The sequence below is a fragment of the Acinetobacter sp. YH12218 genome (assembly GCF_013417925.1).
GTDB lineage: Bacteria > Pseudomonadota > Gammaproteobacteria > Pseudomonadales > Moraxellaceae > Acinetobacter > Acinetobacter amyesii.
The window spans coordinates 1-24,488 of the sequence record NZ_VPDB01000011.1; the positions used below are offsets into that span (position 1 = coordinate 1).

At 40.2% G+C, this 24,488-nt stretch carries 24 protein-coding genes; 18 read left to right on the forward strand and 6 right to left on the reverse strand.

All coding sequences use genetic code 11. From position 1 onward, the window contains the following. Positions 1 to 836: 836 nt before the first annotated feature. The 15 genes from FTV03_RS04960 to FTV03_RS05030 all read left to right on the forward strand — a co-directional run bounded on the left by FTV03_RS04960 (position 837) and on the right by FTV03_RS05030 (position 18,909). Positions 837 to 1,106, forward strand: coding sequence for a hypothetical protein (locus tag FTV03_RS04960; RefSeq protein WP_180040275.1), 270 nt, complete (start codon positions 837 to 839; stop codon positions 1,104 to 1,106). Positions 1,107 to 1,696: 590 nt separating this feature from the next. After that, entirely contained in the window at positions 1,697 to 3,481 is a 1,785-nt protein-coding gene (locus tag FTV03_RS04965) for an IucA/IucC family siderophore biosynthesis protein (RefSeq protein WP_180040278.1), read from the forward strand. After that, on the forward strand, positions 3,474 to 4,931 hold the full coding sequence (locus FTV03_RS04970; RefSeq protein WP_180040280.1) for a lysine N(6)-hydroxylase/L-ornithine N(5)-oxygenase family protein: 1,458 nt from the start codon (positions 3,474 to 3,476) through the stop codon (positions 4,929 to 4,931). Before FTV03_RS04965 ends, FTV03_RS04970 begins: the two co-directional genes overlap by 8 nt. Further along, entirely contained in the window at positions 4,931 to 6,766 is a 1,836-nt protein-coding gene (locus FTV03_RS04975; protein ID WP_180040282.1) for an IucA/IucC family siderophore biosynthesis protein, read from the forward strand. Before FTV03_RS04970 ends, FTV03_RS04975 begins: the two co-directional genes overlap by 1 nt. Positions 6,767 to 6,820: 54 nt before the next feature. Then, positions 6,821 to 7,453, forward strand: a complete 633-nt coding sequence (locus tag FTV03_RS04980; RefSeq protein ID WP_180040284.1) for a GNAT family N-acetyltransferase — start codon at positions 6,821 to 6,823, stop codon at positions 7,451 to 7,453. Next, a complete protein-coding gene (locus tag FTV03_RS04985; protein WP_180040286.1) occupies positions 7,450 to 7,842 on the forward strand; it encodes a hypothetical protein in 393 nt (130 codons plus the stop codon). Before FTV03_RS04980 ends, FTV03_RS04985 begins: the two co-directional genes overlap by 4 nt. Further along, positions 7,818 to 9,089 (forward strand): MFS transporter, encoded by a 1,272-nt coding sequence (locus tag FTV03_RS04990; RefSeq protein ID WP_257220679.1) that lies wholly within the window; start codon positions 7,818 to 7,820, stop codon positions 9,087 to 9,089. Before FTV03_RS04985 ends, FTV03_RS04990 begins: the two co-directional genes overlap by 25 nt. Before the next feature lie 15 nt (positions 9,090 to 9,104). Beyond that, the gene (locus tag FTV03_RS04995; protein WP_180040291.1) at positions 9,105 to 11,372 is read left to right on the forward strand and encodes a TonB-dependent receptor; all 2,268 of its coding nucleotides are present in this window, start codon (positions 9,105 to 9,107) and stop codon (positions 11,370 to 11,372) included. Between the two features lie 111 nt (positions 11,373 to 11,483). Next, on the forward strand, positions 11,484 to 12,704 hold the full coding sequence (locus FTV03_RS05000; RefSeq protein ID WP_180026282.1) for an MFS transporter: 1,221 nt from the start codon (positions 11,484 to 11,486) through the stop codon (positions 12,702 to 12,704). A gap of 234 nt (positions 12,705 to 12,938) precedes the next feature. Continuing rightward, entirely contained in the window at positions 12,939 to 15,110 is a 2,172-nt protein-coding gene (mtlD, locus tag FTV03_RS05005) for a bifunctional mannitol-1-phosphate dehydrogenase/phosphatase (RefSeq protein WP_180040293.1), read from the forward strand. Between the two features lie 190 nt (positions 15,111 to 15,300). Continuing rightward, positions 15,301 to 15,975 (forward strand): 2'-5' RNA ligase family protein, encoded by a 675-nt coding sequence (locus FTV03_RS05010; protein ID WP_180040295.1) that lies wholly within the window; start codon positions 15,301 to 15,303, stop codon positions 15,973 to 15,975. After that, complete coding sequence (gene cobU, locus FTV03_RS05015) at positions 15,972 to 16,493, forward strand: bifunctional adenosylcobinamide kinase/adenosylcobinamide-phosphate guanylyltransferase (protein WP_180003751.1); 522 nt, start codon at positions 15,972 to 15,974, stop codon at positions 16,491 to 16,493. The genes FTV03_RS05010 and cobU overlap by 4 nt, the downstream gene beginning before the upstream one ends. Then, positions 16,490 to 17,542 carry a nicotinate-nucleotide--dimethylbenzimidazole phosphoribosyltransferase gene (gene cobT / locus FTV03_RS05020; protein WP_180040297.1) on the forward strand — a complete coding sequence of 351 codons (1,053 nt, stop codon included), beginning with the start codon at positions 16,490 to 16,492 and terminating at the stop codon, positions 17,540 to 17,542. The genes cobU and cobT overlap by 4 nt, the downstream gene beginning before the upstream one ends. Next, a complete protein-coding gene (locus FTV03_RS05025) occupies positions 17,543 to 18,166 on the forward strand; it encodes a histidine phosphatase family protein (RefSeq protein ID WP_180040299.1) in 624 nt (207 codons plus the stop codon). After that, complete coding sequence (locus tag FTV03_RS05030; protein WP_180040301.1) at positions 18,163 to 18,909, forward strand: adenosylcobinamide-GDP ribazoletransferase; 747 nt, start codon at positions 18,163 to 18,165, stop codon at positions 18,907 to 18,909. Before FTV03_RS05025 ends, FTV03_RS05030 begins: the two co-directional genes overlap by 4 nt. Before the next feature lie 66 nt (positions 18,910 to 18,975). Here the strand turns inward: FTV03_RS05030 and FTV03_RS05035 are convergent, their stop codons facing one another. Further along, on the reverse strand, positions 18,976 to 19,686 hold the full coding sequence (locus FTV03_RS05035) for an LrgB family protein (RefSeq protein ID WP_171262654.1): 711 nt from the start codon (positions 19,684 to 19,686) through the stop codon (positions 18,976 to 18,978). Beyond that, complete coding sequence (locus FTV03_RS05040) at positions 19,683 to 20,135, reverse strand: CidA/LrgA family protein (RefSeq protein ID WP_180040303.1); 453 nt, start codon at positions 20,133 to 20,135, stop codon at positions 19,683 to 19,685. The genes FTV03_RS05035 and FTV03_RS05040 overlap by 4 nt, the downstream gene beginning before the upstream one ends. A 97-nt stretch (positions 20,136 to 20,232) precedes the next feature. Between FTV03_RS05040 and FTV03_RS05045 the strand changes: the two genes are divergently transcribed. Together FTV03_RS05045 and FTV03_RS05050 are read left to right on the forward strand one after the other, a co-directional pair. Next, positions 20,233 to 21,132 (forward strand): LysR family transcriptional regulator, encoded by a 900-nt coding sequence (locus tag FTV03_RS05045; protein WP_180007851.1) that lies wholly within the window; start codon positions 20,233 to 20,235, stop codon positions 21,130 to 21,132. 148 nt (positions 21,133 to 21,280) lie between these two features. Beyond that, positions 21,281 to 21,760, forward strand: a complete 480-nt coding sequence (locus FTV03_RS05050; protein ID WP_078191046.1) for a helix-turn-helix domain-containing protein — start codon at positions 21,281 to 21,283, stop codon at positions 21,758 to 21,760. A gap of 82 nt (positions 21,761 to 21,842) precedes the next feature. Here the strand turns inward: FTV03_RS05050 and FTV03_RS05055 are convergent, their stop codons facing one another. The 4 genes from FTV03_RS05055 to tusD are packed head-to-tail and all read right to left on the reverse strand — an operon-like array spanning position 21,843 to position 23,268. After that, positions 21,843 to 22,154: a TusE/DsrC/DsvC family sulfur relay protein gene (locus FTV03_RS05055; RefSeq protein ID WP_111884335.1), complete on the reverse strand. Its 312-nt coding sequence runs from the start codon at positions 22,152 to 22,154 to the stop codon at positions 21,843 to 21,845. Between the two features lie 48 nt (positions 22,155 to 22,202). Beyond that, the gene (locus tag FTV03_RS05060; RefSeq protein ID WP_078190986.1) at positions 22,203 to 22,490 is read right to left on the reverse strand and encodes a DsrH/TusB family sulfur metabolism protein; all 288 of its coding nucleotides are present in this window, start codon (positions 22,488 to 22,490) and stop codon (positions 22,203 to 22,205) included. Positions 22,491 to 22,503: 13 nt separating this feature from the next. Continuing rightward, positions 22,504 to 22,854, reverse strand: coding sequence for a hypothetical protein (locus tag FTV03_RS05065; protein WP_078193833.1), 351 nt, complete (start codon positions 22,852 to 22,854; stop codon positions 22,504 to 22,506). Positions 22,855 to 22,899: 45 nt separating this feature from the next. Continuing rightward, positions 22,900 to 23,268 carry a sulfurtransferase complex subunit TusD gene (gene tusD / locus FTV03_RS05070; protein ID WP_180040305.1) on the reverse strand — a complete coding sequence of 123 codons (369 nt, stop codon included), beginning with the start codon at positions 23,266 to 23,268 and terminating at the stop codon, positions 22,900 to 22,902. 302 nt (positions 23,269 to 23,570) lie between these two features. Between tusD and FTV03_RS05075 the strand changes: the two genes are divergently transcribed. Then, the gene (locus FTV03_RS05075) at positions 23,571 to 24,167 is read left to right on the forward strand and encodes a phosphatase PAP2 family protein (protein ID WP_168378645.1); all 597 of its coding nucleotides are present in this window, start codon (positions 23,571 to 23,573) and stop codon (positions 24,165 to 24,167) included. Positions 24,168 to 24,488 lie beyond the last annotated feature (321 nt).

A 24,488-nucleotide genomic window follows, 5' to 3' on the forward strand; every position in this document is an offset into this window, starting at 1 on the left:
GCAAGTAACTTGGACCAGTGTTGATCATTTAGCATTGTTCGAGGCATAGCGAGTGTAAAATTGGGTTTGGCGATTTAATTTTACTATCTCGCTATTTTTTTAATCAACAAATGTCAACAGACCCTAAAAATCAGGTTGAAAATAAAGAGAAGGATAAATGTAATAAAGACAAATATAAATTTTATCATCACTTCATATAAATTATTTTGGTAGACAGTATGTACCAAAGCAGCGAGTAAAAGTATTAAGAAGCCTACTACTAGCCCTGACAAACCGTTTACCCATCCATACATTAGATAGTCTTGAATAGATATGCCAAGTGAAACTTAATTAAATCCGTAGTAGCTGATTAAACCATCGTAGTAAAAGTAACCGCAAACAAATAAATAAATAGTAAATATTGTTGTAAAGAGGGCTATATCAAAACTGAAGTTAAATTACATATGTAATGTTTCTTGAATCCGCTTATATGCTTTTTTAAGTGCTTAGGTGAATAGTATTAAAGCAAAGTTAGAAGTGCAAATTGAGAATTAGACCTTGATCAGGGTATCTAAGATGTTTCTGCAATAGTGGACGAAATTGTCTTAATTCAGTAAGTACAAAATGCTCGCCAAAATGTGGGCTTATTTTTAGCTTTGAATAACGAAAATCCATGAAGTTGCAGAAGCAAAATTTAGTAAAACTTCATGTTTAGAGGCTCATTCATTAATAGTGCTTAATTATATTTAAATGTAAAAATACCTATAAAAAATAGGTATTTAAAATCCGACTAGAACAGTTGTATTTTAATTTAAAAGCTGTAATTTGAAAGAGCGATCTAATAAAGAGACAACAAAATGCCTTATTCAAATATTAAAGCGATTATTGAGCAAATCTATAATTTTGTATTAGAAAAACATGGTTTAGCGTCTAAAAGTCGATTTATGCAGTTATCGATTTTCTTTAAAGAATTACATGAAGGGGATGAGTCAAAATTTACCGCAGATAGGTCTTTTTATTACAAAGGAATATTTAACAACAGAGAAAAAAGTGTATTTGCGAATGCTGCGCCAGACTTTTTTGATAAGCACAAGTTTTTGGATTGGGTTGTTAAATCAATTGATTGATTTCAACCCAATCGTTTGAGTACATATTCATCATTCATGCTGTATAGCCAGTCTGAATAGAGGATATGGATCAGAAATCAGTAGGTGTTTGTTATGAAATACATGCTTATAGTCAATAAAGATGCATGATCAGTATGATGCCAGTAAAGTCTTCAATGATTAAAATTTAACTGCACATTTCGTTCTTTGATTTAAATAAAAGCTTGGTTCAAAGCAGAATATAAAAACCCATGTAAAAGACATGGGTTTTTAGTTTAAGTTGCACAATGTGATAATTTGGCTAAAAAATAAGCAATTCGATTCATTTGTTCTATGCTAAATGAGAAAATTATCATTTAGTTCCATTTCAGAAAATTGTATAAATAAAAACAGAAAAGTTCATATCAAAAAAATTAATTTTTAAATACATAGAGATAAGACCAAATTTGCAATCCTGTAGCAAATCTTCACAAAAATGCAATTATTAATAATAATGATTATCATTAACATAGTTTCACGCTGGCCAGCGTACTAAGCATGACTTGCACAGTTAAAGAAACATAATTACATGACAAAGCTTGGAAAAGCTTAAAAATAGAGGATATGGTCAGATGAAAGAGCTTGCTAATCGCTTGGCGATGCAGCATCTTGTCAATGCATACTCACAAGAAACCGGTAAAGGTATTTTGCTGGAAAAGTATCAACAGAATTCATCACAATTGACGTTTAGCCAAGGCTTGACGTTGTTATGCATCCCTTTAGATTGCATTCAATCACAGTTATTTGTACCACTATCTTATGTCAGCCTTGTTGGTAGACATCGTCTTGCAGATCTCCCATACGTTTTTAATAAAGGACAGAAACTGTCATTTAGTATCACCGCGATCGCGAGTTTATTGCTTGAACAGCTCGTACAAGAGTCAGGTCATACACTGGATGCTTCATCATTATTAGAGCGTTGGATCGAAAGTCGTGAAGCGCTTACACAATTTTTGACACTACGTGAACATGATTTAGAGGCCTTGGTCCAAGCGGAACAAAGTTTCATTGAATCAGAACAGGCCTTAATTTTAGGGCACAGCATGCATCCTGCACCGAAAAGTCGGGTTGGTTTTGTGCATGAAGATTGGGAAAGGTATTCGCCAGAAGCCAAAGGTCTCAGCCAACTGCATTATTGGTTGGTTGCTCCAGAATATATTCAAGAAGGTTCAGCTTTAGATCAAACTGTATCAACGCAATTGAAAAGCGAATTGCAATGGCATTTATCAGAAACAGATCAAGCACTGCTCAATGCCTATTCGCATTATAAGTTATTACCTTTGCATCCTTGGCAAGCACGCTATTTACAGTCAAAAGCATGGTTTAAAAACTTAAAAACCAAATTAAAAATTATCGACTTCGGCGAAAAGGGTTGGACATTTTCACCAACAACATCTGTACGCACCATGGCAAGTTTTGCGGCGCCGTGGATGTTGAAACCATCGCTATCCGTGATGATCACCAATTCAATCCGAGTCAATCTGGCCAAAGAATGCCACCGTGGTGAAATGACCCATCGACTTTGGCATTCAAGCCTCGGTGAACATATTTTACAACAATGCCCAACGCTCAAAGCGGTGAATGATTCTGCTTGGATGGCATTGAACATAGATGATGAAATCGTCGAAGAAACGATTTGTATCTTCCGTGATCAGCCTTTCAGTGAAAAGCAGCAGGTGAGTTGTATTGCGTCATTGTGCCAAGAGCATCCTGCACAGCCGAAAAGCCGTTTTAATGCCTTATTTGAACAGGTCGCAAAACAACAACCTGAACTTGATCAATGTACCATTGCGATCAATTGGTTTAAACAATTTTTGGCAATTAGTCTGAAACCACTGATGTATTTGTACCATCAATACGGAATGGCCTTTGAATCACATCAGCAAAATCTCTTACTTGAGCTGGAACATGCAATGCCTAAATATCTATGGCTGCGTGACAATCAAGGCTTTTACTATATTGAAGAACTTGCAGGTGATGTCTTAAGCGCGTTTCCAGAGTTGCAAGAAAAAGCGCATGCCGTGGGTTCAAAAGCCTTTGTCGATGAGCGCTTTAGCTATTATTTCTTTGGTAATACTTTATTCGGCATCATCAATGCAATTGGTGCAACTGGATATGTCACAGAGCAAGTGTTGATATCGATATTGCAAAATGAACTGTTGGACTTACATCAGGTTTATCCAGAGAGTTCATTGATTCATTCATTACTGTATCAGCCGACCTTGCCGTATAAGGGTAATCTGTTGACGCGCTTGTATGAGCTGGATGAATTGATTGCCCCAGTCGATCAGCAATCGGTTTATGTACAGTTGCCAAATCCTTTATGTGTGGAACAGAAGGATGTGCAATATGCTTGATTTTATTGGGATAGGCTTAGGGCCATTTAACCTTAGTTTGGCGAGTTTGCTACATAAGCAAAATCATTTGCAATATCAATTTTTTGAAAAGAAACCACAGTTCGACTGGCATGCGGGTATGCAATTGCCCAATACAGTGCTGCAAGTGCCGTTCATGGCTGATCTGGTTTCCATGGTTGATCCAACCAGTCCTTTTAGTTTTTTAAATTACTTAAAGGCGCAGCAGCGTTTATACAAATTCTATTTTTTAGAACAAGCGCAGATTCCTAGACGTGAATATAACCATTATTGTCAGTGGGTTGCAGACCAACTAGAGCATAATCAATATCAATCAACCGTAAAAGCCATTTATGCCCAAGAGCAAGGCTTTGAAGTCATGGTTGAGCAAGATGGACGTTTTAGACGTTATCAATGCCGAAATTTGGTCATTGGTTCGGGGAATGTTCCGCATTTACCACAGTGTCTAAAAGACATACAGCAGCAATATCCTGAGCGCTGCTTACATTCTGCAAATTATTGCAATGCAGAGTTAAATCATTTGAAAGGTAATGTGGTTGTACTGGGATCAGGCCAGTCTTCGGCCGAAGTCTTTATGGATCTGTTTGATCGTCAATATTTGCAGGATCAGACTACAACAGCGCAGTTTAAATTGCATTGGATGACCCGTTCTAATGGGTTTTTCCCGATGGAATATGCACCGCTGGGTTTAGAGCATTTTAGTCCAGATTATACCGCGCATTTTTATCAACTAAGCCCCGAAAATAAAGCCGAACAACTGAAGCAACAAGGCTTGTTATATAAGGGCATCAGTGCAAAAACCATCCGTGATATTTACCAAAAACTATATCACCGGAGCATTGGTCAAAATATTCAACAGACGCATTTACATGCTCAGGTGGGTTTGGTCGCTGCCGAACCGCATAGCGCGGGCATCCGTTTGCAGTTTCAGCATAAAGTCACGGCAGAACAATTCTATCTGGATGCCGACTTTGTCGTGGCTTCAACGGGATATCACAGTCCCGAGTGGCAATATCTCAAATATCTAAAACCACTGATTCAATGTGATGAATTCGGTCGCTGGAAAATTAGTCAGGACTACCGCGTACAGCATGATGCTGTCGGGGAGATCTTTGTTCAAAATCAGGAAATGCACAGTCACGGTGTCGGGACTCCTGATTTAGGGTTGGGTGCTCACCGTGCAGCGATCATTGCCAATCAATTATTGGGTTTTAACTTATACGATTTAGGTGATCAAGCTCAAAGTTTCCAACATTTTTCACCCAGTGAAAATGCTGAAATGCACAGTATGGGCATTGTAAAGAAATCAGCGCCAACCAATATCCAAAGACCATTTTCCGTAAAAAAAACCATTGCCAACTATGCAATGAACCGCAATACAACAATGCCGAATAAGCAAGAACAGAATGCGGTTAAACTCGAGAAATTATAATGACATTTGCAAAATTAAAGATAAATCAAACGCAGTGGCGCCATGCAGGACAAAGACTGATTGAAATGGCGATTGCTGAGTTTTTATATGAAGAAATTATTCAGATTCAGCAAGTGGAAAATAACACTTGGCAACTCAAACTGGATGATAAAACGTATCAATTTGAAGCGACTCAGTTTCTGCTTGGGCATTGGCGTATTGTTGAAGGGAGCGTTCGAGAGTTAAGTGAATCGACAACAGAGCCCGCATGGAATCTGCATGAATTTATTCGTGCTTTTTCAAATCAAGCTGAGGTGAAACCATTTACCAAGGCATATTTGATTAAAGAAATGAACAATACATGGTTAGCAGAAGCCCATGTTTTTGATGAACAGCGATTGCTGAGTCATGCTGTCTTGTCAGCGCCACACTATCAAATTGAAGGCATGTTACGTGGACACCCATGGCTCATTATGAGTAAAGGCCGTATGGGCTTTGGCTATGATGATTATTTAAGCTCCGCACCAGAGATTTCTCCAACGGTCAAAGTCTTATGGTTAGCTGTTCATCGTGATTTAGCTGAGTTTCGTTCGACCGAGGCTTGGGATGCGAAAAGCTTATATCGCCATGAATTGAATTCTGCGCAATTACACGATTTTCAACAGCAATTGGCGGACAACGCCTTAAATGCTACTGAGTATTACTTTATTCCTGTACATGCATGGCAATGGCATCAGTGGTTAATCCCGACCTATGCCAATGAAATCGTCGATCAGCGCATTGTAGAGCTGGACATTGGACAAGATGACTATGCGCCAATGCAATCAATTCGTACTTTATGCAATACCAGTCATCCTGAACGTCATTATGTAAAGTTACCTGTCAGTATCTTTAATACGGCGGTATATCGAGGTTTGCCTTCAAAACGAAATTTAGCTGCACCTGCGGTGACCGCTTGGCTGAAGGACATTCAACATCATGATGTAGACCTGCAAAAAACACAGGTAGCATTTTTGGGTGAAGTCGCAAGTCTAACTTTACAGCAGCCGTGTTTTGATCAGATAGACGGTGCGCCTTATCAATTTAAAGAATTGTTTGGTTGCTTATGGCGTGAAAGTGTAGAGCCTTACATCGGTGAACATCAGTTAGCGCTTTCCCAAGCAGCTTTGTTGCATCGAGACATAAACGGTCAGTCTATTTTATCTGTGTTGATTCAGGCTTCAGGTTTGACGCCTTTGCAGTGGCTGAAACGATTTGCCGAAGTTTGTGTAACACCACTACTGATTTGTTTATACAAATATGGTTTGGCTTTTTCTCCCCACGGTGAAAACACCATGTTAATCCATGAAAATGGTCTACCAAAAAAAATGGTGCTGAAGGACTTTATTGATGATGTCAATTTAGTTGATGAAGATTTTCCAGAACTCGAAAATTTACCACCTGAAGGGCAAATTTTACTGCGTCATCCTGCTGAAGAACTTAGTCACTTTATCTTTACAGGTTTGTTCATGGTGCATTACCGCTATATCTGTAATGTCTTCCTTGAAGATTATCCAGAGCATACAGAACTTGAGTTTTGGCAAACCATCTCCAGCGTGATCGATGAATTTCATCAGGCACATCCTGAATTGGCAGATCGTATTGAAAAATTCAGTATGTTCCGTCCAAGGTTCGAGAAAATTTGTCTGAACCGAGTTCGACTGTTTACTACCAGTTATAACGACGAAGCAGAACGCCCAGTACCTGTATTTTTAGATCCAATTGCAAACCCTGTGAGTCCAAGCACGTTAAATCAGTGGGCGAAACAACAGCATGCCGTAGAACAGAAAGCGACAACTAACCGTATTGCGTCATAAGCAGATTTTTGAGCTAAGAACAGAAAAGATTAAACAAATTTAAAGGACGACATCATGACAACGTTATCACGACAACTACCTGATTTTTATGAATACCATGAGAATGAGACGCAATACTACTTACGACAAATGCAATATCCAGAAGATATGGCTTTGGTTCATAAATGGATGCATGAACCGCATGTTATTCCACAGTGGCAGCTCAATAAGTCAGAAACTGAACTAAAAGTGTATTACGAAAAAATGCTGGCAGATGATCATCACCGAATTTTGATTGTAGGAGTCAATGGTGAAGATGTGGGCTACACAGAGATTTACGAGGGAAAACGGGATCGTTTAGGTTTGTACTACGACGGTGATGAGCTGGATCTAGGTTGGCATTTGTTATTTGGTGAAAAGTCCGTTTTTGGTAAAGGCTATTTACGTCCCGTCATGCGTTTATTGAGTTTTTATATCTTTGAAAATGCTGCATCAGCCAAGATTGTGGGAGAGCCTGATCATAGTGTGAAGCCTTATGCCGTCGTAGTTGAAGACATGTGCTATGAAGCGCAGCGCCTAATCCCAATGCCTGAAAAGACTGCCATGTTGTATTACTGCTTTAGAGAAACTTTTTATGAAAAATTCGGTCATTACCTAAACGACTCCAAGGCATTTCAGCATCAGCAACAAGCTAAGGCGGTGTCATGAGTTATCGCTGCACCCACATGCACATACTGGACATGCGCTTTTCAGCGCATGTTTCAGTGGACGAGTTTGAACAATGGTTGACTCAAGTTGAGCGCTTTTTTCTAAAAAGTCAGCCCTTTGTTTTGGTTATGCAAACGGCTGAGGGAACGACTTTTCCTGAAGAATATCGGCAAATACAGGCCGTTTGGTACAAGAAGTTTAAACATCTCTTTTTTCAATATTGTTTGGGTCTGGTGCGTATTGCGCAAGATTCAGATGACTTCAAACGTTTAAATACACCCGCACTGCATGCAGCGTGGCGTGTGCCTTATTACGTTTCATTAGAACAGTCTGATGCGCTGCAATGGGCAGTGCAGAGGTGGATATGCAACAACACTCAAGAAAATTAAATCATGCAATTTCACCATCTCAAATTTCAGTCCTGAGTTTGAGCGTCGTGATCATTTTGTACTTAGCACATGCATTACCTTTGTATTTTTACAATGTAGCTTTGCCTGCCATTTTACGACATCAAGGGGTAGATTTACGCTGGATCGGCATGTTATCGCTGCTTTACATTCCATGGGCATTCAAGTTTTTTTGGGCGCCTTGGATCGATCAGCTCTATGTCAAAAAACTCGGTAAACGTAAAACATGGCTGTTGTTTACGCAAATCGCATTGGTACTGGGGGTACTGGTTTTAGCCTTTACGCAGTTTTCTTATGGGCTGACTTTATTTGTCATTGTTGGTTTATGGATTTCAACGTTTGCGGCAACGCAAGATATTGCAATTGATGGTTATACCGTTGAGAAATTTACCGAAGGCAATTATCGTCTGGGCAGTATGGCACAAAGTATTGGGGTAGCCGTCGGTAGTATGCTCGGTGGCGCTGCGACTTTATGGATTTACCAATATTGGGGTTGGCAGTCAGCGCTCACAACTTTAGCGCTGCTGACATTTTTAACCATGTTTGCGGTGTTTTTTATTCAAGAAGAGCCAGAAACTCAAATTACCAAAGCCAAACCAAGCCTACGACAAGCGTTTAAACGACCTGCGATTCGTTGGGCCTTGCTGCTCATCGTTTGTTATCGCGTGGTGGAAGCACCCGCTATGGCAATGCTGAATCCCATGTTGATCGATCAAAAATGGTCACTGTCTCAGATCGGGGTGTTGATGTCTGTGGTCGGTGCCGGTGTCGGTCTGATTGCAGCTGTTAGTGCAGCTGTATTGCTGAAAAAAATCAAAGCGACGCAATTGTTGGTCTGGGCAGGATGGTTACGTACATTGCTATATGCCGTCATTGGGGCAGCCGTTGTATTGGAGTGGTTGAATCAATGGCATCTGCTTTTAGGTCTATTTGTCGTGTTGATGCTAGCCATTCGTTATATCGCCATGACATCACTCTATGCCTATTTCATGCAGACCAGTTCTAAAGAACAGGCGGGTACCGATTTCACCATATTAGTGTGCTTTGAATTGCTCGTTTACTTCATTAGCGGTGCATTTTCAGGCTTTCTCGCAAAATCATTAGGCTATGGACATTTTTACTTGGTATTGGCAATTGGCTCAGTAATCAGCGTCTTAATTAGTCAGCGCATTGTTTTAAAAACACAAAATTTTAAAACTCAAACACTTCCGACTCAATCGGAACTCTAAGAAATGGAAAAGAATATGAAACGTTTAGCTCTACCGATGCAACTGACGTGTCTCAGCCTTGCAATTTGCACTCAGCTTTATGCACAAGACGTCACAACGGACACAGCACAAAATACTGCAGTTGAAACACAAACTGCAGTAGCTACTAAAATGGCACCGATTGTTGTGACGGCAACTCGTTCTGCGAAAAGCATTGCAGATATTGCGGGTACGGTGTACAGCATTCCTAAAGAAGAAATTGAAAAACAAGCCAATGCAGGTAAAAGCACAGCTGATATTGTTGGTTTATTGGTGCCATCACTGACTCCATCGAGTGGTACAACGTCTAACTATGGGATGACCATGCGTGGACGTGTGGTGCAATACATGATCGATGGTGTGCCGCAAACGGGATATCGTGATGGATCTCGACAACTGGCGAGTATTAGCCCGTCGATGATTGAACGAATTGAAGTGGTCTCTGGCGCAAGTAGTATTTATGGTTCAGGTGCGACAGGCGGTATTATCAATATCATCACCAAACGAGGTGGATCTGAACCGCTGAGTTTTGAAACGAAAGTCGGTGTTACTTCTGGTAATAACTTTAAGTCTGATGCTCTGGCTTATGAAGCTGCACAAACCATGAACTTTAATCAAGGCAATTTACGCGGAACTTTAGGTGCAAGCTATACCAAACGTGGTGAAATACAAGATAGTCATGGCAACCGTATTGGACCTGAAATTGCACAAACAGACCGTCAAGATACCGACACTTTAGATCTAAATGGTCGTGTCAGTTGGAAAATTGCCGATGGTCAAACGCTGAGTTTTGGCGCGCAATATTATAATGATGAGCAAGATAGTGACTATGGCCCTGACTATGGTCCAAATTTAAATGCGCTGCGCTCACAGCCCGTGGGTGGCAAGCTGCCGTTGTCATTAAATGCGGTAAAAGGCTTACAACTTGCTGAACAACCACAAACTGAACGTTATAGCGTCAATGCACAATATGAAAATCAAGATATTTTAGGCCACCGTCTAAACGCTGAAACCTATTATCGAAATGAAAAAGCACGGTGGTTCCCATCTGCACGTCAAATGGCACCTGAACTCTTCTTGGTGTATCAGTCAGAAACCGATATCGATGTTTTAGGCGCGCGTGTTGCTCTACAAAAAGATCTTAACTTAAATGGTCGTGAACTGGGTTTAACCTATGGTGTGGACTATGAAAATGAAAAAGATCAACAAAATATCCAAATGTATGACAGCGCAACGTTTATTCAAAGTAATGGTTTGAGTTATCAGCCGTTTAACTACTATGCCTTTGGCCCAGATGTTGAAACAGAAAAACTTGGCGTATTTGCCCAAGCGCAATATGAATTAACCGACCGACTTGGCTTACAAGCAGGCATTCGCCATGAACGTGTAGAAAGCGATGTCGATTCATCTGTGCCTTATATGGAAGCAATTACTGCAGATTTAACCCCAGGTTATGTGGCGAAAACACTGAATGGCGGCAAAGTAAAACATGATGCAACGCTGTTTAATGTTGGCGCGGTGTATCACTTAACAGATGCACAGCAAGTGTTTGCTAATTTCTCACAAGGTTCAAACTTGCCCGATGTGCAACGTATGCTGCGCGATGTGCCGGCAAATTCTGTGATTAATAGCCAAACCATTGACCCGATTAAAGTCAATAACTATGAACTCGGTTGGCGTGTACAAAATGCCGGTGGTTTAAATGCAGGAGTGACAGCTTTTTATAATGACTCAGATAAAAGCCTGAAATTTGGTGCGCCGAATTACACCATTGATGTTATTGATACCGATGAACGTATCTATGGTGTCGAAGCCAATGCCAGTTATGAAGTTCAACCAAATTGGACGGTTGGCGGCACAGTTGCATATACCACGGGCCAATTTAAAAATACCCAAGGTGACTGGCAAGAATTGGATGCCATTCGTGTGGCACCTTTAAAAGGAACAGCATTTTCAGAATGGCAGTTTGATAATGACATGAGCCTACGTGTTCAAGCTTTAGCGATTGGCGGTACAGACAAAGCCCAAAAAGATGCTATGAAATATGGATCTGCTCCAGCAGCGGCAATTAAAGGCTTTGCAACGATGGACGTGATTGCCAATGCAAAAGTAGGACCGGGTAATGTGGGCTTTGGTGTCTACAACGTGTGGAATACGGATTATAAGTCGGTGTACAGCCAGTCGGTTGAAACTGTCTATGGCCCAATTTCTAGCCTAGCTGCACAAGGTCGTACCTACGGTTTAAGTTATACAGTGAAATACTGATTTAAATCCTGAATCGTGTTTAAAGCACGGTATCGTGACTTACAAAATAGAGGTGGCTTAAGTCACCTCTATTGTTTATAACGTAGCCATTAAAAATGGATAACAAAAATAATGGATCGAAATAACAAACTGTTTATTGCTGCCAGTCTTGCCAATGGTGCAAGTTTCTCGATGATATTGCCGCTGTTGGCGCCATTGGTTCGTGAGTTAAAACTTACTGAGCTACAAGGTGGCGCGATGGTTTCCGTCGGTGCGCTGCTGATGGCTGTCGGTGCCATTTACATTTCAAAAAATCAATCTAAGTTTTCGATTTATCAACTCTTGAGTATCGGTTTTGTGGGCATGGCTGTGACATGGGGGCTATTTACAGCCGTGTTGATGTATGGCCTTACTGTTCATATAGGGATGTTGCTGCTATTTAGTTTATTAATGTTGTCACGCGCAGCGACTGGGGTATTTATGGCGATGCCACAGATTGCCTTGCAAACTTATGTGATGACCCGTTTTAGCAATGAGCAGCAGCGTTCACAAGCAATGTCAAAATTCGGTGCATTAAATAGTGCAGGCGTGATCATTGGTCCATTTCTAACAACCTTGCTGCTGGGCTTCGGTGGAATCATGACGCCGCTGTGGGCTGCAATCATTATTTTAGCGTTGATTTCTGTGGTCTTGGTGTTCAGCTTTGACCGACATACAGAACAGCATAGCGTTGAAAAGCCAGTGACAGCTAAGAATGAGATACCATCTACGGATTTGAGCATTCAGCAATGCTATCCATGGTTAATGTTGGGATTCAGTCTCTATCTTGCCATCGTGACCGTAAATTTAACGGCCGGGTTTTATATTCAAGACCGCTTTAATATGACTGCTGCAGAAGGCGCAGTGCATTTTGCAGAATGTTCTCTCGTCGTAGGTATTGCTTTGGTGATTATGCAAACGCTGATTTCTAAGTATTTAAATTGGTCCGTATATCGCTTACTGTGGGTTGGGCTGTTTAGCATGGCAGCAGCCTTGCTGATTTCGGTTTTCACCACTGAATTACAGATATTTCAAGCTACATATCTTTTATATGGTATATCGGTTGCATGTTTAATCCCTGCATTTACAACGGGTGCAGCGCAAACGGCGCCCAGTGCGTTACAGACTAAGGTGGCAAGTTGGTGTACAGCCACTCAGGCTTTGAGCTTTGTTGTCGGGCCACTGATTAGCACGGGTTTATACCAGTGGCACAAAGAATTTCCGTATTATTTTTTATTTTTAGTGATGCTTGGTCTGATCGTATTCTTTTTATTTCAAACCAAAATTCAAACCGTGAAGCGAGTAACTGAGTGAAATTGCAGTGAATTGTATATTTACAGCAATAGATCACTGTGTAGACCGTACCATCCTGACAACAGTGGGTTTTGATTACATGATGTTACTTGATTGGTGATTGATCTTACAAAATAGATGTTTAGAGCAAGCACTTTGATTAAAAAATAATCACAATTGTTTCATTAATTCTCAAAGTACTGAATCAATAGTTTTCTCCGTTATTCTTTTCACATAAAAAATAACGGAGGTTAAATGCTTAAATTTAATAATGATTTGGTTCTGGGCGCCATTTTTGATATGGATGGAACAATGTTTGATACTGAACGTTTACGGTTTCAAACATTGAAACAGGCATCTCTTGAATTGACCGGTGTTGAGTTTTCCGAATCTTATCTGATGAATTGTTTGGGGCTAAGTGCACAAAGCGCGCATCGATTGGCCCAAGCCGAATATGATGAAAATATTCCATACGCAGATATTCGCAAACGCGCAGATGAATTAGAGCTGGAGCATGTTCGCCAGTTTGGTGTACCGATCAAAAAAGGCTTGGTTCAAGTATTAGAACGCTTACGCAAGTCAGGACTGAGGATGGCCGTGGCAACATCGAGTCGCCGTGCAATCGCAGAAGAATATCTAATCAATGCCAATGTGTATAAGTTCTTTGATGTCTTAGTCTGTGGCGATGAAGTTGAAAATGGTAAGCCACATCCTGAAATATTTATGCGTGCTGCCGCAAAGCTGAATTTAAATCCTGCTGATTGTTTGATGTTTGAAGACTCGGAAAATGGTGTGACTTCGGCCTTTGACGCTGGCGGTATTACCGTACTGTTTAAAGATATTAAATCGCCCAATCAAAACATGCTGTCCAAAGCCAAATATTATTATGAATGTATGTATGACTGTTTGACGGAACTTGACCCGTTCACTGCGCATTTAGAGATGCCGCATGTGCAAGAGGCTTTTCCACAAACCCTTAATCAGCTCACTGTTGGTATTCATGGTTTTGGGGCGATTGGTGGTGGTTATTTAGCACAAATTTTGTCGCATTGGGATGGTTATACACGCCCGAAAAAAATTTATGCATCGACTCGTAACCCTTTATATCGCTCTGCGGTCAATGCATTTGGTACCTATTGTATTCGCTATGGTCAATTGTCTTATGACGAACGCATTGAAAACATGGCAGTCATTGATGCTGAAAATATTCAGCAGATGCAAGAGATGTACACAGAGTCAAGTTTGGTTGCCATCTGTTTGCCTGAAAAAGCGATTGCAGAAGAGGCCAAAACCATTGCACAAGGCCTGTATGCACGACATATTGCACATGATGAGAAAGCCATCGAACCTCTAACGATGCTGATCATTTTGAACAAAGTCGGAGCAAAACAATTATTAATGTCACATTTAAATCAGGCTTTAACTGAGCTTGCAGGAGCTGTCGTTGCAGAGAAAATCATGCAACAACACTATTTTTGCGACACCGTGGTCAACCGCATGGTATCTAAGTTAAGTGACCAAAACTTATATCGTCAGCTCCGTATAAAATATAATATCTTCAAACAATTTCAATTAGATGAAGTTGAAGTGAATGCTCAATTAGACTTAGAAGATGCGACGAAATTAAATCCTGATCAGGAACGTCAAGCCACTTTATATGTTGAGGATATGCGCCGAAATTTCCACCCAAGTCATATATTGCAAAGCATGGATTTAATTTTATTTAACGCAGAATCTGACATGCCGATCTATGTAGAAAATAACAGTCCTTTGTTAGAAAAAATGCGTCAAATGATTTTGGTCGATCATATTGAAGATATTCAGCTAATCAAAAATCGCTTATGGAATGGCGTACATGCCATGTTGGCTTGGCAATCTGCACTGTTCAATCATCAAACCATAGGTGTGGCACTTGCAGATCATCGTGTTGATCAATTTATGCATGAACTCATTGACGAGGTGCAGGCTGGTTTAGCACTGCGCTTACCAAATCGTGCTTTTGATTTAACACGACTGGCAGAAAGCTTTATAAACTCTTGTGAACATGCGTATAAAGATCCATGTGCGCGTGTGGCACGAGATCCTTTACGTAAACTTGCAATTAATGAACGAGTGTTGGGCTCGTTGGCGACCAATGTGAAATATGGACTGGAGACAACACATCTACAACAAGGGATTGTCTATGGTTTGATGTATGCCGTGAGTGTAAATCAATGTACGATGGATCAGGCTATCAACTTTATCCGGTTGCAATTTTCAGAACTGAAAAAGACCAACGAGCTTGAACAACTGGAACGTATTGAACAGATTGAGGCCAATGTAATGATACAGTTGCAGCATTTTTCTGATCAGTCCACAGAGCAGTTCACATCTTGGAAAAACCATGCTGTAACGCAAGATCAAAAAGATACTGTGAAATTTGCCTAAAATATAATGCTTATCTGTGCGCAATGTATATTGAATCAAAATGCTGAGTATGACTCGGCATTTTTTTCTTACAAAGAAGCTTTAGATGAATGAATTTCAGCTTTAAATGAATATTACTAAATCAAAATTGGGCAAAGTCTGTTTTGATTCATGCTTTAATAAAGCAGATTGAATTTAAAGTGATTTATCTGTGTTTCTAAAACCTTCAACGCAAGTCGTACCTACGCTCAATCAGGATTATCCCGATTGGCATCAAGGTCGTCAGCACTATGCTTTGTGGTATCTAGAAATACAGGATCCTGAATTATTGGCATATCTCACAGCACTTCGAGCGCAGTTTTCAGATCTTTTATACACGCCGAATACGCGCCAATTTCATATTACCGTGTTTATTTGTGGTTTTTTTCAAGAGCTGAATAAAACCCAATTATTCGATCATTCTGAACAACGATGGAATGATAATTTCTCAGCAGATGAATTGGCACTGCACCAACAACAACTTCGACAGTTATCGCTATCTAATATTCGGTTATGTACAGGTCAGATCCATAGCTTTCAAAGCGCGCTGTTTATTGAAATTGTGGATTTAGAACGTAAGTTAGACCATCTACGTCAAGCTTTGAATTTTAGTTCGAATGAAATTGCACCGATCGAATATTGTCCGCATATCACATTGGGCTTGTATAAACAGGCGTGGAATAGCGATGATATTTTTGAAAGAATCCAACAAATTGAGCAGCACAGCTTTGATTTTGAAAGCGAGCAACTGACTTTTGGTCATTATCAGGCTCAAGTATTACAAGGGGCTTTGAGTCCTTATTATCAACATCAGTTCAGACAAAATATAGAGATGGCACAGTCATGATTCATTTCATTTTGGGTGGGGCGCGTTCAGGTAAGAGCCGACTTGCAGAACAAAAAGCCAAAGAAAGTGCTCAAGCCGTCATCTATGTGGCGACAGCACAAGCCTATGATGAGGAAATGCAGGAGCGAATTCAGCATCATCAAGCGGACCGACCTGAACATTGGGGGCTGATTGAAGAGCCTTTGTATTTAGCCGATCGCTTAGTTGAAATAGACCAAGCTCATCAAACCATTCTTATCGATTGTTTAACGCTGTGGATGAGTAATTTATTGCTGCATGAACAAGCAGATTTTCAACAGCAACAATGCCAAAAATTACTTACGGTGCTGCCAATATTAAAGTCAGACATTATTTTAGTCAGTAACGAAACTGGACTGGGCGTTGTTCCCATGGGACAAATCAGTCGAAAATTCGTCGATGAATCTGGGCGCTTACATCAACAAATTGGTCAAATAGCTGACCATGTGGTGTTTTGTGTTGCAGGTTTTCCAATGATCTTAAAAGGAGATAAAGCATGAACTGGTGGCAAGAACCCTGTCAAAATCCGAGTATCGAAGCTAAGCAACAGGCGTCAAATCACCAGTTACAGCTAACCAAACCTACGGGCTCGCTTTCAGAACTTGAAAATGTTGCGGTGCAACTTGCATCATTACAAAACACGGATCAACCCAATATCGATTTTCCATGGATTGCCATCTTTGCTGGTGATCATGGTGTGATGGAAGAAAATATTTCAGCCTACCCACAAGCCGTCACACGCCAAATGCTACAAAACTTCACGACCGGTGGTGCGTGTATTAGTGTCATTGCACGTGAGTATCAAGCCAAACTACAAGTGATTGACTGTGGTTCGGTGGGTGAAGCCTATGAATATGCAGGGGTAGAGCGCTACTGTATTGCAGCGGGTACGGCAAATTTTGCTAAAACTGTTGCGATGACCGAATCACAATGTATTGAAGCGATGAATCTTGGCCGTAAAAGTGTTGAAGATGCTATCGCTGCAGGTGCGTCTATTTATGTCGCAGGGGAAATGGGCATTGGCAATACCTGTTCGGCTTCTGCTGTCGCATGTTTTTTATTTAATGAGCCGGCCGAAAAACTGACAGGTGTTGGTACAGGTATTCGTGCTGAACAATTGGCACATAAGAAACAAGTGATTGATCAAGCTTTAGCTTTACATCAGGACTATGTCGGCCAAGATGTCTTTAAAGCGCTATGTGCTGTAGGTGGTTTGGAAATTGCCGCAATGGTTGGAGCATACATTCGCTGTGCGCAATTGGGTCTGGCAATGATCGTGGATGGATTTATTAGTACGGTTTCTGCCTTGGTCGCTGTTCGTTTAAATTCAGCTGTACGTGAGTGGATGCTCTTTGGTCATCAATCGGCTGAATATGGGCACCAACGTTTACTTCAAGCTCTTGAAGCTGAACCACTTTTGAAGTTGAATTTACGTTTAGGTGAAGGCAGCGGTGCTGGTGCGGCCTTGGGTTTAATTCGTTTGGCATGTCGTTTACATAACAACATGGCGACTTTCGCACAAGCTGCTGTGATTGGTGAAAAAGTTTAAATGGAACATTTCCGTTTAGATATATTGCGTCATGGTGAGACTGAACTGAGCCATACCTTACGTGGCTCTACAGATGATACTTTGACGCAAAAAGGTTGGCAGCAGATGCAGCAGACCATAGATGATGTATTGAACGTCATACATACACACGGTTTAGCGAGCTGGGATGTCATCATTACTTCTGACTTACAGCGCTGCCGTTTATTTGCTTTAGATTTATCTCAACAACTCAAATGTCCAATGTTTGAAAATGCGAAGTTTCAAGAAATTCATTTTGGCGACTGGGAAGCGATATCAACCAAGCATATCTATGAAAACACCCCAGAGTTACTCGCACAGTTTTGGCAAAGTCCCAGCACATTTACGCCACCGAATGCAGAAACTCTTCAGCAATTTCAACATCGGATATTAAGCGGTCTAGATGAGTTAGTCTTGCAGGCTCAACAGCATCATTGGCACCGCGTTTTATTGGTTTCCCATGGTGGCGTGATTAAATTATTAAAATGTATGGCACAGAAGAGTCACTTAGATGATTTATTAAAAATGACTGCTGAATTGGGACAATTAAATTCATTCATTGTGCAAAATCGTGCAAATATTCGTCTTTTGGAGCAAAGTGAATGACACCTTTTTGGATTGCTCTACAGTTTCTCACGACTTTCCCGATTCAACTTAAAGCGATGCCATCGAAACAGCAAAATGGACAGTCTTTGTTGTTTTATCCAGCGGTGGGATTGTTGATCGGTTGCATTCTTGCCTTGCTTGCTTTTACATTGCATAGTCTGCCGATTATCTTACTCAGCAGTATTTTGCTGGTAGTTTGGATTTGGCTCACAGGTGGGTTACATCTAGATGGTTTAGCCGATACGGCAGATGCATGGGTCGGTGGCTTTGGTGATGCCGAACGTACACTTAAAATCATGAAAGACCCTGCATGTGGGCCGATTGGTGTGTTGAGCCTCGTCGTGATTTGCTTACTCAAATGGTCGGCACTTTATGTTTTGCTACAACAGCAAATGTATTTGGCATTGATTGTATTTCCAATGTTGGGTCGTTTAGCCCCTTTATTTTTGTTTTTAACAACTCAGTATGTCCGTGAAAAAGGCTTAGGCTCATCGATAGCAGCAACTATTCCACGAAAGTCGGCATACCTGGTCTTTATACTCTGCCTAAGTGCATGTTTGTATTTTAGCTGGCTTGGAGTGGTCAGTATTCTTACATTTATTTGTACTTTATTGTATTTGCGATGGAAATTTATTCAGCGTATAGGTGGTGTGACTGGAGATACAATTGGTGCAGCGATTGAAATCACAGAGGTGATGAGTCTTTTAGCGTTTGTCATAGCACTTCATTATGTAATTGCTTAGTTTTACAGTGAAATGACTTAACTCCTGATTTAAAAAAAGCCCAGCTAATGCACTGGGCTTTTTATTTTATCCTAATAGATAAATGACCAAATGAATAAGTGATGGCCCAAGCAATACCATAAAGACCCCAGCTAGTACCATGCTCAAGCAGGCTGCAACACCTTCTTCTTTATGACGTGATAACGCCTTACTTGTACCAAATCCATGTGCAGCATTGCCAAGAGCCGCACCTTGCGCAAAGCGTGAATGCAATTTAAGCCCAGCCAAAACTAGGTCAGCCAAAGCCACGCCGGCAATCCCAGTAATCATGGTAAATAGAATCACCAATTCGACTGAACCCCCAATATTCGAGGTAAGTTCCATGGCAAAGGGGGTAGAAATGGAACGTGCCATTAAGCTATAAGACGTTTCTTGGTCAAACTGAAACAACTGTGCCAAATAAAAAGCACTGATAATTCCTGCTAACATGCCAATCACGATGCCCAAACTAATACTCAGCGCATGCTGACGGATAATTTGCCGATATTCATAGATGGGAATAGCAAAGGCCACAGTTGCCGGGCCGAGCATCCATACAATCCATTGGCTTTCTTGCATATAGGTGTCATATGAAATATGAAAGCAAAGCATGAGTATAATCAGCACAAACGGGACGAATAGTGCAGGGGAAAGAACCATATACGGTAACTTACGATGTAGCTTTTTCGCCAAAATATAACCGACAAGGGTCAGGACGAAAAACAATACAGAGATGCTGTTCAACCCAAAATCGTTCATAAGGTTTTACCTGCTGTGTTGACATCATGATCTATCGCAGTTTGGTGTTTCGCTTTAAGTTTTGCCTCGAGTTTAAAGCCCCAATAAACCGTAAATGCTGTAAACACCATGACACAGACGGTACCCAGTACCACGGCTAAAATTAACTGCCAGCCAGAGCTGAGTAATAAATCTTGATATTTAATTAATCCAACTACACAGGGGATAAAGAATAGAACCAGTTCAGCCAAAATAAAATCTGAGCCTTGTTTGATCCACTGCATTTTAAATAAACCACTCAACAATGCGGCTAAAAGGAGCAATAAACCAATCACGCCAGCAGAGATCGGCAAGTTAAACCAAGATTGAATGCAAGAGCCAATCCACCAGATCAATATCAATAAACTTAGCTGCGCTAAAGTTTTAAGAAACTGGGTAAATTTGGAAGTAGATTGTGGAAACGTATCCATGAGACGACAGTAGAATAGGAGATGACGCTATTTTAAAAGTGCATACCCTGTATAATTATGAATAATTAATTATTAATTATGCTTAAATGGAATAATAATGGACATTAAAAGCCTAAAAGTCTTTGTGACCATCGTACAAAAACAGAGTTTTAGTCATGCAGCAGAAGCGCTTTTTGTCACTCAGCCGACCATTAGTAAATTAATTCGTCAGTTAGAAGACGAGATCGGCGTGCCTTTATTTCATAAAGGAGAAGCAGGTCGAAAAAGGGAAGCACAGCTCACCTATATGGGAGAGCAGATTTATCAGCATGCCTTAGTGATATTGAATGAACAACAACGGATGCTTGATACCGTTACCCAAGTTCGTGCCTTAAAACAAGGTAAATTGACCCTAGGTTTACCGCCATTGGCATCAGTGTTGTTCAGTCAGTTAATCGCGCTGTTTCATAAAAAATACCCCAATATTGAACTGAGCTTTTTTGAGGTTGGGGCGACAGGTATAGAAAGTGCCATTTTAAAAAAACAGGTCGACGTCGGGATTATTTTGGGTCACTTGAAACCGGTGCTGAGTGGTATTCCAGTGATGGAGTCACCTTTGTGTCTATTGTCCAAAAAAAACTCACAGTGGCGTAAGCGAAAAACAGTATCGCTGATTGAATTAAAAGAAGAATCCTTTTTATTATATGATGATACCTTCACACTCAATGACATCATTATACAGGCGGCAAACTACGTCGGATTTGAGCCCAATGTAGTGTGTAAAAGTAGCCAGTGGGACTTCATCGCCAAAATGGTAGATTCAAATGTCGGGATTGCACTCCTGCCTAAAATTTATTGTGAACAACTTGATGCGGCAAAATACCATATGGCTGAATTAGAAAATCCAAACCTAGACTGGAAACTCAGTATGGCCTGGAATACCACTGTTGCCATGAGTCCCGCAACGCGTGCATGGCTAGAAATCATTGAAGACAATAAAGACAAAATACATTTTTAGTTCATTCACAGATCAAGCCGATAAATAAATGATTGGAAATGAAGGTTGATTTATGATTTGTATATCAAAGATTATTGAAAAGGATTTTGCAAAATCAACAGGCATGAATTAAATTGGGTGTTGGTCGTTATTTTTGATGGTTCATAAAATGAAATGGGATGATATTGGTCAACAACCGTGTTCAATCGCTCGTGCGCTTTCAGTGCTAGGGGATCGTTGGACCATGTTGATTATCCGTAATGCATTTATGGGCATTCGACGTTTTGATGACTTTCAACAAAATCTCGGTGTGACGCGTCATGTGTTATCCGACCGATTAAAGCGTTTGGTTGAAGAGGGTATTTTAACCAAAGTTGCTTATGTCGAGCGTCAGGAACGTTTTGAATATCGACTGACGCAAAAAGGCTTAGACTTGTATCCAATCCTTTTAGCTATGACACATTGGGCCGATCAATATATGGATCAGGGCTTGGGATCTCCAGTTGAATATGTACATCAGGCATGTGGGCAAAAATTTAAACCGGTTTTAGTGTGCTCATGTTGTGCTGAACCGATCCAAGCCAAACAGGTCAAACCGATATTTACCCAAGCCTATTACATTGCTCTAAATCAATTAAAACCTGCTTAAGCTGTTTTATGGCTTTCTTCAAGATGCTGATTTGCATCTATTTAGCCAAAATAGCCTAAGCGGTATTTAGATTGCTTTAAAATTACAAACAATTTGCAGGTTTAGGAATTCCCGCTAAACGACTTAAATGTCGAGCGACCAAGCCCGTATTAAATTTGTCTTGTAATACTGCATTATTAATATCTGCACTCACGGTTTTCATTAAAAATTTAATGAGTGGGCGAGTTGCCGGCGAGTGACCAAACTGTTGATAAAACTGTCGCACAGCTTGTAAAACTTCAAAATGCCAAGGGCTTAACTCAAGTTCTAAACTTTTAGCCAGTTCTTGGGCAACAGCTTCATTCCAAATAGTGTAATCCACCAAATGGCCATCTTGGTCTAATTCAAGATTCATATTCGTTCCAAAAGAGAAGATTGTAGAAATGGATCGCTTTCACTCAAATTATTTGAGTGAAATACATCTTTTAAATCTGAGGCATAGATCAGCAAAAGCGGCATAGTCGATCACTTTCATATGACTATAATTCATACTTTTACCTAAAATCTCAGCATCATTTTCAAGTACATAACATGTGCCAAATTGCTGAATTTGTTCATCTGCAATATGTAAGACTGCTTCACCCATCAGGATGATTGCATCTTCAGGGTTGATTAAACTGGCTAACTGCTGGATGTGCTGTAGGGTATTGGCATAGCTGGCTTGGACTAAATACAGCGTAGAATTTGACATCATCATTCCTCTTTTACCAATACAACACATGATCAAATTGTTGAATCAATTCAGTATTGAATTGAACAAACTCAAGTTCTTGTTCACTGTTGATTACAAATGGATGCTGTGAATTTTTTTGTTCAATATAAATCGGGGTGAGATCATAAAACTCAAAGCTATCAACCATGTTGGAAGCGAGTTTAAACGCATGCTTGAGCTGACTAAACTCTTGTTCTGCTTGAAGTAAGCTTAGCGCAGCATCTTTGAGCAACACTTTTACGTCACAACCGAAGGTTGCAAGCACCATGGTCGCAGAAAGACTTTCATGTACTTGTAAGCTTGCAAGATTTGCATGGGTTAAAACAACCAGTACAGATTTCACGTAATTTTCCTTTTCAATGCTACAAATGCGCGGCAATAAAAATACTTAGAATTGCAATAAACGGTCTGCAGTTTGTACGGCATCGGCAAGTTCGCCTAGGCCCACAAGTTCAAATTGTTCAGCTAGATTATGTTGCTGAATATTATGACGCTGAGCATTTTCCTGATCTGTGATCCCACGTGCGAGCGCTGCACTTACACAAACAGGTAAGCGAATGCTGAGTTTTTGCCATTCACTACTGAGTTTGCGCTGATCATCTGGCACCCATTGCAGAGCATTTGCCACATTTACACCATCTTGATAGAAAAAAACTCGAAAGTTTTCGCCTTTCTGCTTCAGCGCTTGGGCAAGACCCAAAGCATGCCAAGCCAGTATCGAAGTGGGTGAGGAGGTAATTAGTAATAGAGTACTCATCGAAATTCACTAAATGAATAAACGGTCTAGATCGACAGTTTGTTCTGAGTTCAGAAGAAAAAGCTAGTATACAATGATTTACTCAATGATCTGAATATTTGCAAAGTTTTGCTTATTTAGGCGGCGAAGTCATTGCCAATTTTTCTTCAAATATAACTTTTGGTTTATTTTGGATTCAACCTCGAGCCATCACTTTTTCATAAATAAACTCTACGGTTACATACTGAAAAATCTTTATATGAATAAAACGCAATTTTTGATTTTGCAGAGTGCTATGATCTTTTCATTTTTTAAACCATCTCATGAATATAGAGAAATTTAACTTAAGTTTATTTAATTCAATCAATGCATCGGACAATGCTTTAGATTTCACTATTTCTTTTGCCATATTTATAGCCAATGATCTATTTTATATCGTGATTCTTTTGATGTTTTTGGCTTGGTTTAAAGGCAGTTTTGACACCAAAAAACAAATCGTTAAAGCCACTGTTTTTACAATTGTCGCTTTTCTTTTCAGCCAAGTGATTTCAAGTTTCTTTTACTATCCTAGACCTTTTGTCTTGGATGTTGGACGCACGATTATAGAACATTCACCGAATGGATCCTTCCCGAGTGATCACATGCTGTTTTTTAGCACGATTGCATTTTCTTATATATTTTCAAAGCAAAAAACTGTCGGCTATGTATTTCTCGCATTCGCTTTTCTTGTGGCGTGGTCGAGAGTCTATTTAGGTGTGCATTATCCAATGGATATGGCAGGGGCGCTGATCATTGCGGTTTTGCTGAATTTTGTTGGGCTGTCTTTATGGCGAAAATATGGGTTTTATTTGGTGAGCATGATCTTAAAAGTTTACGAGTTCCTATTCTCAGCCATGATCAAAAAAGGCTATATCCGCTAAATTAAGTTGCTTAGATATTTGCGATTTCAAACGTTTGCTGCTGTTATAGTTACATTGCCAACATCTTGCCAGATGAATATTTCTGATGATTCATCTGGCATTCACATCCAGATCCTATACCTCAAAAAATAGTCAGACTGCTCAATGCTATTTGCTCATTCGAGTAGATCACTTCTAATACTTTTTATTGCTGTGAAATATGCTTTCTAGTGCGATTATTTTTAAATATCTTCTTCTAAATGCGTTCACTCAAATGCCACGAATAATTGTGTTGTCTTCAAAATGAATCGCTAGCGAGGTCATTTGTCGTAAATCAAATAC